Annotated in this window: 11 protein-coding genes; 6 read left to right on the top strand and 5 right to left on the bottom strand. The window is 64.3% G+C overall.

The features are described 5' to 3' along the window. The first annotated feature begins 1 nt into the window (after window position 1). From JY451_00980 to JY451_00970, 3 genes are all read left to right on the top strand, one after another. A complete protein-coding gene (locus JY451_00980; GenBank protein QZH75238.1) occupies window positions 2-3364 on the top strand; it encodes a PD40 domain-containing protein in 3363 nt (1120 codons plus the stop codon). A gap of 215 nt (window positions 3365-3579) precedes the next feature. After that, a complete protein-coding gene (locus JY451_00975; protein ID QZH75237.1) occupies window positions 3580-4047 on the top strand; it encodes a lasso peptide biosynthesis B2 protein in 468 nt (155 codons plus the stop codon). Next, complete coding sequence (locus JY451_00970) at window positions 4037-5809, top strand: ABC transporter ATP-binding protein (GenBank protein ID QZH75236.1); 1773 nt, start codon at window positions 4037-4039, stop codon at window positions 5807-5809. Before JY451_00975 ends, JY451_00970 begins: the two co-directional genes overlap by 11 nt. A 12-nt stretch (window positions 5810-5821) precedes the next feature. Here the strand turns inward: JY451_00970 and JY451_00965 are convergent, their stop codons facing one another. Next, complete coding sequence (locus tag JY451_00965; protein QZH75235.1) at window positions 5822-6520, bottom strand: hypothetical protein; 699 nt, start codon at window positions 6518-6520, stop codon at window positions 5822-5824. 78 nt (window positions 6521-6598) lie between these two features. Here JY451_00965 and JY451_00960 point away from each other — a divergent pair, with 78 nt between their 5' ends. Further along, window positions 6599-7174 carry a PAS domain-containing protein gene (locus JY451_00960; protein ID QZH76483.1) on the top strand — a complete coding sequence of 192 codons (576 nt, stop codon included), beginning with the start codon at window positions 6599-6601 and terminating at the stop codon, window positions 7172-7174. Window positions 7175-7336: 162 nt separating this feature from the next. Here JY451_00960 and JY451_00955 read toward each other — a convergent pair whose 3' ends face one another. The 4 genes from JY451_00955 to JY451_00940 all read right to left on the bottom strand — a co-directional run bounded on the left by JY451_00955 (window position 7337) and on the right by JY451_00940 (window position 12006). Next, window positions 7337-8533 (bottom strand): esterase, encoded by a 1197-nt coding sequence (locus JY451_00955; protein QZH75234.1) that lies wholly within the window; start codon window positions 8531-8533, stop codon window positions 7337-7339. Window positions 8534-8675: 142 nt separating this feature from the next. Next, complete coding sequence (locus tag JY451_00950) at window positions 8676-9101, bottom strand: hypothetical protein (protein ID QZH75233.1); 426 nt, start codon at window positions 9099-9101, stop codon at window positions 8676-8678. Window positions 9102-9160: 59 nt separating this feature from the next. Next, entirely contained in the window at window positions 9161-10030 is an 870-nt protein-coding gene (locus JY451_00945; protein ID QZH75232.1) for a hypothetical protein, read from the bottom strand. Between the two features lie 14 nt (window positions 10031-10044). Next, a complete protein-coding gene (locus tag JY451_00940) occupies window positions 10045-12006 on the bottom strand; it encodes a PQQ-binding-like beta-propeller repeat protein (GenBank protein ID QZH75231.1) in 1962 nt (653 codons plus the stop codon). A 373-nt stretch (window positions 12007-12379) separates the two neighbouring features. Here JY451_00940 and JY451_00935 point away from each other — a divergent pair, with 373 nt between their 5' ends. Next, window positions 12380-12916 carry a hypothetical protein gene (locus JY451_00935; GenBank protein ID QZH75230.1) on the top strand — a complete coding sequence of 179 codons (537 nt, stop codon included), beginning with the start codon at window positions 12380-12382 and terminating at the stop codon, window positions 12914-12916. A 13-nt stretch (window positions 12917-12929) separates the two neighbouring features. Continuing rightward, a complete protein-coding gene (locus JY451_00930; protein ID QZH75229.1) occupies window positions 12930-13448 on the top strand; it encodes a hypothetical protein in 519 nt (172 codons plus the stop codon). The last annotated feature ends 12 nt before the right edge of the window (window positions 13449-13460 follow it).

The following is a 13460-nucleotide window of genomic DNA, read 5'->3' as shown; positions in this document are numbered from 1 at the left end:
GATGCTCCGCAAATTCTCGCTCTTCGCCGCCACCAGCCTCCTTGCCGGCATTACCTTTGCCACCGCCGCCGCCGCGCAGGTCCAGCCGCCCGCCGATCAGGCGCAGCCGCCCGAAGAGACCGAAGTCACCGAGGACGAGAACACCCGCACCGCGCCGCCCGCCGATCCCGCTCCCGGCCAGACGCCCGAAACGCCTGCCATCGCCTATGCAGACCCGGATGCGGGAAGCGACGAATGGGACGTCAACGCCCCTCCCGGCGTGCCGATCACGCAGGTGCCGATCAGCGTCAACGAAGGCACCTGGATGGACGTGGACGTCTCGCCCGACGGGCGCACCGTCGCCTTTTCGCTGCTCGGCGACATCTACACCATGCCGATCACCGGCGGCACGCCCACCCGCATTGCCGAAGGGCTTGCCTGGGAAGTCCACCCACGCTTCTCCCCCGATGGCAGCCGCATCGCCTTCACTTCGGATCGCGGCGGCGGGGACAACATCTGGCTGATGAATGCCGACGGCAGCGACAAGCGCCAGCTGACCGACGAGTCCTTCCGCCTGCTCAACCAGCCGAGCTGGTCGCCTGACGGGCAGTACATCGTCGCCAAGAAGCACTTCACCACCGGCCGCAGCCTCGGCACCGGGGAAGTGTGGATGTACCACATTTCCGGCGGTGACGGCGTGGCGCTGGTCGAACGGCCCAACGAACAGCACCAGAAGGAACTGGGCGAGCCGGTCTACGCTCCCGATGGCAGCGCCATCTATTACACCCGCAACATCACCCCGGGGGCCACCTTCATCTACGCGCAGGATTCCAACCAGGACCTGTTCAATATCGAACGCTACGACATGGTGACAGGCGAGATCACCACGGCTGTCTCCGGCCTTGGGGGCGCGGTACGGCCGCAGCCTTCGCCCGACGGCACGATGATCGCCTTCGTCCGCCGCGAGGACCTGCAATCGGGGCTTTATGTCCGCGACCTCGAAAGCGGTGTCGAGCGGCGCATCTACGACGATCTCGACCGCGACGTGCAGGAAACCTGGGCGGTGACCGGGGTCTATCCGAACATGGACTGGACGCCCGACAGCCGCTCGATCGTGTTCTGGGCGGGCGGCAAAATCCGCCGGATCAATGTCGATGGTTCGAACCTTACCGAAATTCCCTTCAGCATCAGCGATACCCGCGGCGTGCTGCCCGCGCCGCATCCGCAGATTCCTGTGGCGGTGGACGAAGTGCAGGTGACGATGCCACGCTTCGCGGAAGTTTCGCCCGACGGGCGCACCGTGGTGTTCGAGAGCCTCGGGCGGCTCTACACCATGCCCGCTGGTGGCGGCACAATGCGGCGGCTGACCTCTGACAGCGGTGACGCGCGCGAGCTCTATCCGAGCTGGTCGCGCAACGGCTCGCAGGTGGTCTATGTCCGCTGGACCGACGCCGGGCTCGGCGAAATTCGCACCGTGGGTGCCGATGGCCGCAATGGCCGCGCGGTCACCAGCCAGCCGGGGCACTATGCCCGCCCGCATTTCTCCCCCGATGGCAACGTGATCGTGTTCGAGATGGGTGCAGGCGGATACCTGACCGCGCCCGAATACAGCGCCAATCCCGGCGTTTACCGCATTTCCGCGAGCGGTGGCGATCCGGTGCTGGTGAGTCGCGACCATGCGCGCCCGCACTTCGGCGCAGCGAATGATCGCATTTTCATGACCGGATCGGACGATGGTGCACAAACCCTCGTTTCGACCGATCTCAATGGCGAAGCGGCGCGCACCCACGCCACCGGCGAACTGGTGACGAGCTATCATGTCTCCCCCACCGGGCGGCACTTTGCTTTCACCGAGAACTACGATGCCTATGCCATGCCGCTGATGCCGGGCGGGCAGGCGGTGAGCGTATCGGGTTCGGCAGGCGCGCTGCCGGTGGTCGAGGTTTCGGATTCGGGTGCGGACTTCGTGCACTGGGCGAGCGGCGGGGAGCGGCTGCACTGGTCGCTCGGGCCGACGCTCTACACTGCCGAAACTGCCGACCTGTTCCCCAATGCCCCGCTGGCCGAGGGCGAGGAGCGGGCGGATTACCGGCAGCCGGAAACTGGCGTCTCGCTGCTGCGCACCGTGCCGGCCGACCGCCACACCGGCGCACTGGCGATCACCGGCGCGCGGATCATCACGATGGCGGGCGACAATGGCGGCATTATCGAGAACGGCACGATCCTGATCCAGGGCGATGTGATTTCCGCCGTCGGCCCGACTGGCGCGGTGAGCATTCCTGCGGGAACGCCTACCATCGACGCGACCGGTCGCACGATCATCCCCGGCCTGATCGACGCCCATGCCCACGGCTCGGTCGATGCCGACGGGGTGGTGCCGCAGGTCAACTGGAACCTCACCCAGGCGCTCGCGCTGGGCAGCACCACGATCCACGATCCGTCGAGCGATTCAGCCTTCTTCGTGGCCGAGGACATGCAGCGTACCGGGATGCTGCTCGCCCCGCGAATGTTTTCCACCGGGCGGATCGTCTACGGGGCGCGCAATCCTTACGCCTATGCCCAGATCGACACGATCGAGGACGCGCTCGACCATGTCCGCCGCCTGCGCGCCGAAGGGGCGCCGAGCGTCAAGAACTACAACCAGCCGCGCCGCGACCAGCGACAGATGGTGGTGGAAGCTGCGCGCCGCGAGAACATGCTGGTGGTGGCCGAAGGTGGCTCGCTGTTCGGGATGGACCTGAACCTGGTGGCGGACGGCAATTCGACGCTGGAGCACAATATTCCGGTCGAATACCTCTATGAGGACGTGCTGCAATTCATGGGCGCGGCGGACACCAATTACACGCCGACGCTGGTGGTGGGATACGGCGGCCTGGCGGGCGATCCCTACTGGCGGCAGGCGACCAACGTGTTCGAACAGCCGCTGCTCATGGCGCACACTCCGCCCGCGATCCTGCGCGCCGACAATGCGCGGCGCACGACTGCGCCGGAAGGCGATTTCATCGACGACGATGTCGCGCGCGAAGCGGCGCGGCTGGCCGAGCGGGGGGTGGAAGTTTCCATCGGTGCGCACGGCCAGCAGGCGGGCATCGCCGCGCATTGGGAGATATGGTCTTTCGTGCGCGGCGGGATGAGCGAGTTGCAGGCCTTGCAGGCAGCGACGATTGCGCCCGCGCGTTCGCTCGGGATGGCGAGCGAGATTGGTTCGCTGGAGCCAGGGAAACTCGCCGATCTGGTGATTTTGGCGGGCAATCCGCTTGAGAACATCCGCAACACCGAGCGGGTCGAGACGGTGGTGCTGGGCGGGCGGGCCTATGATGCGGCGACTTTGAACGAGGTGGCGACTGGGGATGCGCAGCGGGCGGCCTATTGGTGGGAGGATTGAGGGATTTAGATACTGTTTCCCGATCCTCCGCTCATTTCTCACGCCCCGCTCAGCCTGAGCCTGTCTAAGGCCAGCCTCTAGGCCAGTCCCGCGTTGGTTGACCTTTGTGGCTATGCTTCGACAAGCTCAGCATGAGCGATCTGGGTGCTGAGAGATTTTCGGAATCTATGCCCCATTGCCGCGCGCCTCCCCGCTCTGGTAAGCGGCGGGGGAACATGAAGCTGCCTCCCGCCCTATCGAACCGCCTGCTGTGGCTGGAAATATGGCTATCACTGGGCTTCGCGCGGTTTCTGGTGAAATATGTCCGCTTCGGTCGCTGGCGGGCAATGCTCGGCCCGCTAGATGACGAACCCGCGCCGCAAGACCTGCCGCAACTCCCGCCGCAAAAGCGCAAGCAGGCCGCCGATCTCGGTCGCAAGATCGAACGGATCGCCAGTCGCCCGCGCCTGTTCCGCGCGGTCTGCCTGCCGCGCGCGATGGCCGGGCGGTGGGTGCTGGGGCGGCGCGGCATTCCCACCCGCGTCGTCATCGGGTCGCGCCGTCCGGGGGAGACCGACGGCTACATGTTCCACGCCTGGCTGATTGCGGGCGATGTGGTCGTGACCGGGGCGAGCGAGCGCGCCGACTATCTCGCCTTGCGCAAGAGCAGGCCTGCCGATCTGGCCACCAGCAATGGCGACTGAACAAGCGCCCGGCGTGCAGGCAGGAATGCGCGACCTGCTGGGCGCGATCCTCGCCTATGCCGGGCCGCAGGTGGTGCCGACGCTGCTTGTGGTCGCACTCGCGGCGGTGCTCGAAGGAGCGGGGCTGGTGCTGCTGCTGCCGGTTGCCGAAACGCTGTTCGCGGAAGGAGAAGGCGCGCGGTCGGGAGTGACGGGGCAGCTGATAAGCTGGCTCACTTCCATCGGCATTACCGGCGTTACCGGGCAACTGGCGGTGATGGGCACCGGTTTCGTGCTGCTGGTCGTCCTGCGCGCAGTCGTCTTGCTGAAGCGCGACGTACTGATGACCAGCCTTGCGCACGGCTTTGTCGATCACACGCGGCGCGAATTCTTCGCCCTTCTGGCGCATACCGACTGGCCGGTGATCAAGCGGTTCCGCAAGGCGCAATTGCTCAACACCATGACCAACAACATCAGCCGCGTGGCAGCCACGATGAACGCGCTGACCAATGGTATCGTGACCTTGGCGATGGCGCTGGCCTATCTCGTCGCGGCGTTCTTTGTCAGCACCACGCTTGGGCTGGCGCTGCTGGGGCTGGTCGCGATAGGTGCGGTGGCGGCGGTGGTCTGGACCCGCCGCAGCCACCGCCTGGGGCGCGAACTCAACTTTGCCAATCGCGGGGTGATGCATGAAACCACGCGCTTCCTCGACGGGCTGAAGGCAGCCAAGGCCGCGCGGGCGGAAGATGAGCTGACCGCCCGGTTCAGCGAGCGGATCGCCACCACCCGCGAACTCGCTGTGGCATTTGTCCGCCAGCAGGGGCGACTGCGCAATGCGGTGCAACTGGTCGGCGCAATCGGAGCGCTGGCGGTGCTGTTGGTAGGATACGGCGTAATCGGGCTGAGCGGTGGCGAATTGCTGGTGATGGCAGCGATCGTATTGCGGCTGTCGCCCAACCTGATTGCCACGTTCGGCGGCTTGCAATCGATAGCCCACGCGCTGCCCGCCTTCGAGGCGATCCGCGAGACCGAGGCGCAATTGCGCGGAGCGCAGCAAGCGCTGGTCGAGCCGGTTCACGGCCATCGGCAGGCACCGCCGCCCGCCCATGCCAGTCTGGTGCTGGAGGGGTGCCGGGTGGATGCCATCAACGATGACGGGCAGACGGTGTCGCTGGTCCACCTTGCCTTCGCGCGGATCGCCCCCGGCACGCTGGTGCATGTCGGCGGGCCGTCGGGGGCGGGCAAGTCCTCGCTGGTCGAACTGATCGCGGGGCTGCATCTGCCTGCCGCCGGGAGCGTGGCGCGCGGGGACTTCGTGCTTGATGCGGTTAGTCGCAGGGCGTGGCAGAGCGACATTTCCTTCGCCCCGCAGGAACCCTTCCTGTTCGACGGGACGGTGCGCGAAAACCTGCTCTGGCCCAACCTCGGTGCGGACGACGCGGCGGTGTGGCGGGCACTGGAGCAGGTCGAAGCGGCGGCCATCGTTCGCGGGCTGCCGCTCGGTCTGGATGAAGAACTGCTGGACGGCGGAGCGCGGCTTTCTGGTGGGGAGCGCCAGAGACTCTGCCTCGCCCGCGCGCTGCTCCGCCCCGCGAGCCTGCTGGTGCTCGACGAAGCGACCTCGGCGATGGACCCGGAACTGGAGCGTCGCATCATCGGGCGGCTGAGGGCGGACATCGGTAAGCGGATCGTGCTGATGGTATCCCATTCGCTCAACGCAGTCGGCTTCGCCGATATGCGGATCGAGCTGGCGGGCGGCGAGGCACGGATCGTGGTGCCTTGAGCCGCGCAAAAGTCAGCCGAACATCGTGCCCCGCCGCCAGTGAACAGCGGCCGCAATCACGACTGCCATGGCAAGCACCACGTTGATCGGGATGTTGTAGGCTCCCGTTTGCTGGGCATTGAACTTGGCAATGTGGTGATCGGCGCTGCTGATGGTCTGCACCGTAGCGGTGAGACCCTTTGCCTGCATCTGCGAGGCCAGTTCGTCAAACTTCTGGAAGGTTTTGAGATTCTCTCCCGCGTTCTCGTGCGCTGCCCCGAACGCGTCGAGAAAGGAAACCCTGTTATTGTCGGCCTGCAATTTCAGCAATTCATCAAGCATTCCGACCACGCGCTGGTAAAGCTGGCGGAAGGGAGCGCTGCGATCCTTGACCGATTGCTGGGCCCGGTAGCGCTCTTCACGGGGATACCGCTTGGCCATCTGGTTCTGCCAATCGAAGCTCGCCAACTTGCCTCCCACTCGGGAAACCAGCCGGTCCATGCGGCGCAACAATGTCGAGATATCGGCGCGATCGGTGAAGTGGGCAGGATCGTCTGGCAGGCTCCCCGATTTCTTGAGAAACGCCGGATGGCGTATCATCGCGCCGAACACTTCTTCAAGCTCTCTCTCTATCGCCGCAATTTCGGCTGCTGCTCGTGACATTGAGCCCCCCATTCGAAAACAATCTGCGGCAAAAGGCGACTTTTGCTGCGCTTTTGCAGCTTCTCCCATTGTTTTGCAGGGTGCAAGCGCTAGATTACAACCGTGGGAAACGACGAGGTTTACACATCGGACCCGGAAGCGCGGGACCTGATCGCGAGTAATCCGATCGCTTCGGTGGTGAGCAACCCTCGCCTGCCGGACAATCCGCTTGTCGCCTGCAACCAGGCATTCATCGATCTGACCGGTTACTCGGAAAACGAGATCCTTGGCCGCAACTGCCGCTTTCTTGCCGGGCCGGGCACGGAGCCGTGGCTTACCGAAGCGATCCGTGAAGGGGTGCGCGAACGCAAGTCGGTGTTGGTCGAAATCCTCAATTACAAGAAGGACGGCAGCGCTTTCCGCAATGCCGTGGTGGTTGCGCCGATCTTCGATGATGAAGGCGAGCTGGCCTATTTCCACGGTTCGCAGGTGGAGCTTGGGGACGCATCGGATACCCCGATGATGACGAGGCGCGCGCGTGCGGCGGAAAAGATCAAGGAACTCTCGCGCCGCCAGCTGGAAGTGCTGCAGATGGTCGCAGCGGGCCTGCGCAACAAGCAGATTGCCTATGAGTTGGGCCTGTCCGAAAAAACCATCAAGATGCATCGCGGACTGGCGATGGAAAAGCTCGGCGCGAAGAGCAGCGCAGACATGATCCGGCTGGCAGTGGAAGCGGGGATTTAACCAACGTTTGGGCTGACTGCCCCAAAGTCCATATTTCGCTGGCCATGCCATCCGCTAACTAGGGAGGGCATCGTAGCCGGATTGCGGGGCTAAAACTCTTCCCCTCCCGCCTCGCTTCCTCCATCCCACCTCATCCGGTTACGGTGCAACCCCTCCTCGCATTTAGCGGAACAGGCGCGGCAGGAAGTCGTGCAGGTAGCGGCGCCAGTTGGTCCAGGTGTGGCCGCCCTCGCTTTCGTTGTAATGCGTCTCGATCCCCTGCTGTTCCAGCAGGTCAAGCGTCGGGGCGGCGCTGCCGTAAAGAAAATCGTCGGTCCCCATCGCGTAATAGACCGGCTCCGCTGCTTCTGCCCGCATGCGCAATCCATCGGCATGGCGCTCCCGATATTGCTCAACCTCGGCGGGTGAGCGGAAACCCAGGCCCATCGAGAACACCCCGACTTCGCCGAACAGGTCGGGGCGCGGCACGCCAAAGTTCAGCGTGTGCGCGCCGCCCATCGACAAGCCCGCCATCGCCCGGTGATCGGAATCGGCAAGGGTACGGAAACTGGCATCCACGAAGGGGATCAGCGCGTCGATCAGGTCGCTGCCGAAATCGTCGTTCACCAGCATGTCGGCCTGCGCGCGCGGAGGGGTGTGGCCGAAGGGCATGACGATAATCATCGGCTCGATCGCGCCCGCTGCCAGCAGGTTGTCGGCGATGTAGTTGGCGTGGCCGACGCTGGTCCAGCTGTCCGCCGAATCGCCTGCGCCGTGAACGAGATAGAGCACCGGATAGCGGTCGGTGTCCGCCATGTAGCCGGGCGGGGTATAGACGTAGGCTTCGCGCTTTGCGCCCAGCGCCTCAGACCAATATTCGATCCGTGTCACCGCGCCGTGGTCGACCGCCGGATCGTAGGTCTGGAACGCCCCTTCGGCTCCCGGCACTTCCAGCGTGGAATTCACCCCCGTCCGTTCACGGCTGAAAGTGGTCGCCATCGGATCGGGCACGCGCTGGCCATCGACTTCGAAATTGAAGCGATAGGTGTCGGGCGCAACGGGGAGGGCAGTGGTCGCACTCCAAAGGCCGCTGGCGTCCTGCACCATCGCCAGCCCGCGTTCACCGCCGCCGAAGCCTGCGGGGACTGCGGGATCGAGATCGTTGCTGGTGACGCGGACGTTATCGGCTTCGGGAGCGCAAAGGCGGAAAGTGACGCGGCCATCTTCCAGCGGCTCGACCGAGCGGTAGTCCATCTCCGCGAAGGGCCCGGTCGGGCGGCAGCTTGGCGCCTCCCCCGTCTCCTGAGCGACAGCGGAAAAGGGCAGGGCGGTGCCTAGCAACAGCGTGGCAACCGCGACGACACGGAACGAACGGGTCATTGAAATTCCTCTCACCTCTTGCTGCCAGACAAGCGCAGGTGGGCGGGCAAAGTCAATCGTCCAAATCAATCATCCAAAGCAAAACGGGGGCCCCTTTCGGAGCCCCCGTCGTGCATTCCGGGAGGAACCGGAAACCTGGCTTTTAATTCTGGCCGCGGCGTGCTGCGGCGGCGACGGCTTCGGTGGTCGGGTTGCCGAGCGACAGTTCGCGGCCGTTGGGGAAGCGGATTTCCGCTGCTGAAGCGCGGGTATCGCCATCGCGGGCCTGGAAGGCTTCGACGATGATCTCGGTCCCGGCGGGCAGCGAGTTCCTGTTCCAGCCCCGGCGCAGCAGTGCGGACGGTGCGCCACCTTCCACGCGCCAGCGTTCGGTGCGGCCGTTACGCTGCGCATCGATGTGGATCCACGAGTGGGGGTTGACCCACTCGAACATCACCACAGTGCCTTCAAGGCGAACGGGGCGGTTACGGTCAAACTCGGTGGCGAAGGAGTGGTGCGCATATGCGCCCACCCCGGTAACCGCGAGCACGGCGCCGATTGCGGCAGCGCTGAGCTTCTTCATCTGCATGGTCTTACTCCTCGGGTTCTTCTGCTGTCAGTTATAACGTAATTGACTTTGTCCGTCTATCACTCGCTACCTTGCCCTGCGATTAAGTCGCCGTAGAGCAGGTTCTCGGAAAACGGCACGCACTTGAATTCGAGCAGCTGGGCATCGTCATTGACGAGGCGATAGAGCGTCATGTTCATGGTCCAGGCTTCGGTGTAGACGTTGGGATCCTCGATCGTCACCGAATAGTCCATGTGGTTGCCGCCTTCGGAAAGCGTGAAGCGCTCGGTCACGGTGGCGGCATTGGTGAGGTAGTTGCCCGCCCGGTCCAGCCAGGTCACGCCTTCCATCATTTCGCCCGCTGGCAGCTTCACCAGGCCCGGCCCTTGGGCAAGGGTTGTGACGACCAGCGTATCGCCTTCCCACCGGCCGTAGCTGGTGCCCATCCATGTATCGATCGGCGGGATGCCGACCTCTTCCATGTTGATGACGCGGTTGGCGGAGGCATATTCGTAGACCATCAGGATATCGTCGCCATCGCCCTGAACGATCTGGAACGGGTGCGGCATGTAGGTCGCGCGCGGAATCCCCGGCAGGTAGCAGGCGGCTTCGGGATCGTGGCTGATCACATTGGCACGATTGAGCGCCAGTCGTTCCTGCGCCGCGTCGTTGTAGGGGATCGCTCCGCCTTCGACCACGCCGAGCCCTGCCGGCATGGCGCCGATCGCGCCGAGCAGCCGGTCGGCTTCGGGCAGCGGATTGCTGGCCGCAGAGTGCGGTTCGACATTCCAGTTGGCCGAATTCATCACCTGCCACACGCCGTTGATGTTCGGGTGTTCGCCAATGCGTTCAATCGCTGCGCTGTCCTGCGCCAGCACCTGCGCGCTGCCGACAGTGGCCAAAGCCAGTGCTGCCGCCGCGACGCTCGCCAATCGTGTAATTCCCCGCATAACCACTCCTCAGATCAATCTTGTTGTTCAAGTGCATAGGCCACCATCATGCCGCCGGCATTGATGGCCACGTATTGTCTGCCGTCGTTCCCGCGATAGCTGAACGGGTTGGCATTGGCATTGCCCTGCAATTGCGCTTCCCATAGCTGCTGCCCGGTCGCGGCGTCAAAGGCGCGGAAGCGGCGATCGTTGGTCGCGCCGACGAATACCAGCCCGCCCGCCGTGACGGTCGGCCCGGCGCTACCGGCATTGCCGAGCAGGCGGCGACCTTCGGGCAGGGCTTCTTCGTCGAACATGCCGAGCGGCACGGCCCAGGCCACTTCGCCGGTGTTGGCATTCACCGCGGTCAGCCGCGCCCACGGCGGCTTGTAGCACGGCAGAACGGTGCCGACCGGGCGTCCGTTGTCGTCGTATTCGCCCGAAAGCGGTGCAGAAAAGGTGAAGAACGGCCCCTTGCCGTCCACGCTGGCGCGGTCGTACTCAGTCTGCGCGCCTTCACCGCTGGTGTCGAAGCTGTAGGGCTCGTCGCCCTCGACGCGTTCGACCCAGCCGACCAGCGAGGTATCGAGCGCGTTGACATAGACCATGCCGGTGGTCGGGTCCGCTGCCGGGCCGCCCCAGTTCACTCCGCCGATCCCGCCGGGAAGCTGGATGGTGGAGCGCGGCGGCTGGCCTTCGGCGCGGAACATGAAGGGGGTGTAAGGGCCCAGATTGAGGAAGCCGCCCGCACGGTCCCACATGGCATAGCAGGCCTGCGAATGGGCTGCCGTAGTGTCCTCTGCGGTGACGATGTCCTGATAGGTCATTTCCACCCGGCTCAATGGCGGGGTGACAACCGGGAAGGGCTGGGTGGGGTGATAGTATTCGCCCGGCACGTCTCCGGGCGGAACGCGGCGTTCCTCCACCGGGTGGACTGGCTCGCCGTCGCCGGCGTCGAGCACGAAGACCATGCTCGACTTGCCGATGTTGGCGAGCACATTGTGCCGCGCGCCATCGGGCGTGGTGATCGGGAGCAACGGCCCGGCGTGGCTCATGTCGATATCCCACAGGTCGTGGTGGACGGTCTGGAAATGCCAGCGGTATTCGCCTGTGGTCGCGTCCACAGCCACCACCGAATTGCCGAACAGGTTGGTGCCGGGGCGATCGCCGCCGTAATAATTGTGCGCCGGCCCGGCGATGGGGAGGTAGGCGGTGCCACTCGCTTCATCGACGGTGGCGGCAAAGCCCCACATGTTCGTGCCGCCGCGCCCTTCCGCGCCGCCGCCCCAGGTATCGTTGAACGGCTCACCCGCATCGGGCGTCGTGTCGAATTCCCAGAGCTGCTCGCCCGTGAGCACGTCATAAGCGCGCGGATTTCCGGCCGGGCCTTGCGGATTTTCGAGGCTGGCCGCGCCGATGATCGCGACATTGCCGGTGATCGTAGGTGTGCCGGTGTATCCCGGATCGACAACGACCGAGCCGTTCTCGCCGAAATTCGCCACCGGAGTACCGGTGGCCGCATCGAAGGCGTAGAGCCGCCCTGGTCCCATCACCAGCAGGCGCGGCGCATGGGCGGTGCTTCCGGGCCAGTAGCCCAGCCCGCGTCCGGCGAAACCGGGAGGACCGAAGGGACCGGGGCCGCCGGGAAACTCTTCGGTATGCACCCAGACCTCGGTGCCGGTCGCCGCATCCAAGGCGACGATGCGGTTGGCGGCGGGGAAATACATCACGCCGTCCACGACCACCGGCACGGCATTGTTGAAGCCGCGATAGGGATAGGTCCACGCTTGTTGCAGCGCGCCGACATTGGCGCGATTGACCTCGTCGAGCGGGGAGTAGCGGGTGGCGGCGAGATCGCGGTGGATGGTGCGCCAGTCGCCGTCCGGTTGTGTGGCAGCAAGCTGTTCCTGTGCGACCGTAGTCACGGTGGCACAGCCGATCAGGGCACTGCTGCACGCCAGCAGGCTTGCCCGTCCCAGTCCCCGTGCCATGCGCATCGAACCACTCTCCCCGAATCGCTGCCTGCGGGAATCGAACCTGATCCCGATGCCGCTTTGTTGATTCTGTCCTAAACGTGCCATCCGGCTTTGACAATGCCTCGACTGCCGGGTTCTTTGTTACCCATACGAGATAGTCACGGCAGGGGGGCCTAAAACGCCCTGTTTTCCGCTGTTTGCACGCAGGACTCATCCGAAAAAGGGTGTATTTTCAACAGTTCCAAATTTCCATTCTTCCGGACAGAATCAATGCAAGGGGCTTGGCGCGGACACATTTGCGCGCTAGCGGGATTGCGCTGGATCAAGGCAGAAGCGTTTCGGACAGGGTCAATCTCGCCTTTCCGGGAACGACAGAATCGAGGGGCAGAGGTCCATGGGTGATTTCTTTTTCAACATGACGGAGTGGCTGAGGACGACTTTCCTCCTCGATGCCGCTTTCTGGATGGAGGAAACCGGCATCAGCCGGGTAATGGTTGAGAATTTCTGGGGCGTGCCGCTGGTTCAGGTGCTGCACATCCTGGCGATTGGCGCAGGCTTCGGGGCCACGCTGATGCTGACGCTGCGGGTCAACAACATGGGTGCCAAGGGCATCGCGATGCCGGTGGTCGAAGCGCGTTATGTGCCGTGGATATGGTGGTCGCTGGTCGTCATCGTGTTCAGCGGCTTCCTGATGCTGATGGCGGAACCGGTCCGCAACATGATCAACGGCGTGTTCTGGGTGAAGATGATCGCGCTGGTCGTGACGCTGCTGATCACACTCGCATTCCAGCGCAGGGTGCGGACGCAGGCGCTCGCAGGCGGCATCGGCTGGCAGGCTGGATCGGGCACGCGGGCAACCTCGTGGCTCATCCTGATCCTGTGGTGTGTCATCATGGCTTGCGGTCGCTGGATCGCTTACGCGCCGGTTTGAGGGGAACGGAAAAATGGCTTCATACTATCCTGAACCGACGAATATCTGGGAATCCATCCAGTATTCCCCACTGGGCATTTCGATTGCCGAGAGCCTGTGGGCATTCCCGACGATCGAGACGATCCATGTGATCGCGCTGGTGACAGTAATCGGCACGATCGCGGTCATGGATCTGCGGATGCTCGGCGTTGCGGCTGGCAAGATGCCGATCACACAGATCAGCAAGGACACCCTGCCGTGGACCTGGGCGGGCTTTATCCTCGCCGCAATCACCGGCAGCCTGCTGTTTGTCAGCAAGGCTTCGAGCTACATGATCAACCCTTACTTCCTGATCAAGCTGGGGCTGCTGGCGCTGGCGGGTGTCAACATGCTCTACTTTCATTTCGTGACGTGGAAGAATGTGGACAGCTGGGACACCACACCGGTGCTGCCGAGGGGGGCGAAAACCGCCGCCATCGCCTCGCTGGTGCTGTGGATCGGGATCGTCTTCTGCGGCCGCGCGATCGGCTTTACGCTGGGGATCTATTACTGAGTCTTGCTTTTC

The sequence above is a fragment of the Erythrobacter sp. genome, assembly GCA_019739335.1.
In the GTDB taxonomy this organism is placed as follows: Bacteria; Pseudomonadota; Alphaproteobacteria; order Sphingomonadales; family Sphingomonadaceae; genus Alteraurantiacibacter.
The sequence above is the reverse complement of the archived record's forward strand: the minus strand, read 5'-3'. Positions and strand labels throughout refer to the sequence as shown.

Bases quoted from the DNA above. Each gene is read 5' to 3' on its own strand.
- JY451_00980 (QZH75238.1), top strand. From the start codon at position 2: ATGCTCCGCAAATTCTCGCTCTTCGCCGCCACCAGCCTCCTTGCCGGC.
- JY451_00975 (QZH75237.1), top strand. From the start codon at position 3,580: ATGAAGCTGCCTCCCGCCCTATCGAACCGCCTGCTGTGGCTGGAAATA.
- JY451_00970 (QZH75236.1), top strand. From the start codon at position 4,037: ATGGCGACTGAACAAGCGCCCGGCGTGCAGGCAGGAATGCGCGACCTG.
- JY451_00965 (QZH75235.1), bottom strand. From the start codon at position 6,520: ATGGGAGAAGCTGCAAAAGCGCAGCAAAAGTCGCCTTTTGCCGCAGAT.
- JY451_00955 (QZH75234.1), bottom strand. From the start codon at position 8,533: ATGACCCGTTCGTTCCGTGTCGTCGCGGTTGCCACGCTGTTGCTAGGC.
- JY451_00950 (QZH75233.1), bottom strand. From the start codon at position 9,101: ATGCAGATGAAGAAGCTCAGCGCTGCCGCAATCGGCGCCGTGCTCGCG.
- JY451_00945 (QZH75232.1), bottom strand. From the start codon at position 10,030: ATGCGGGGAATTACACGATTGGCGAGCGTCGCGGCGGCAGCACTGGCT.
- JY451_00940 (QZH75231.1), bottom strand. From the start codon at position 12,006: ATGCGCATGGCACGGGGACTGGGACGGGCAAGCCTGCTGGCGTGCAGC.
- JY451_00935 (QZH75230.1), top strand. From the start codon at position 12,380: ATGGGTGATTTCTTTTTCAACATGACGGAGTGGCTGAGGACGACTTTC.
- JY451_00930 (QZH75229.1), top strand. From the start codon at position 12,930: ATGGCTTCATACTATCCTGAACCGACGAATATCTGGGAATCCATCCAG.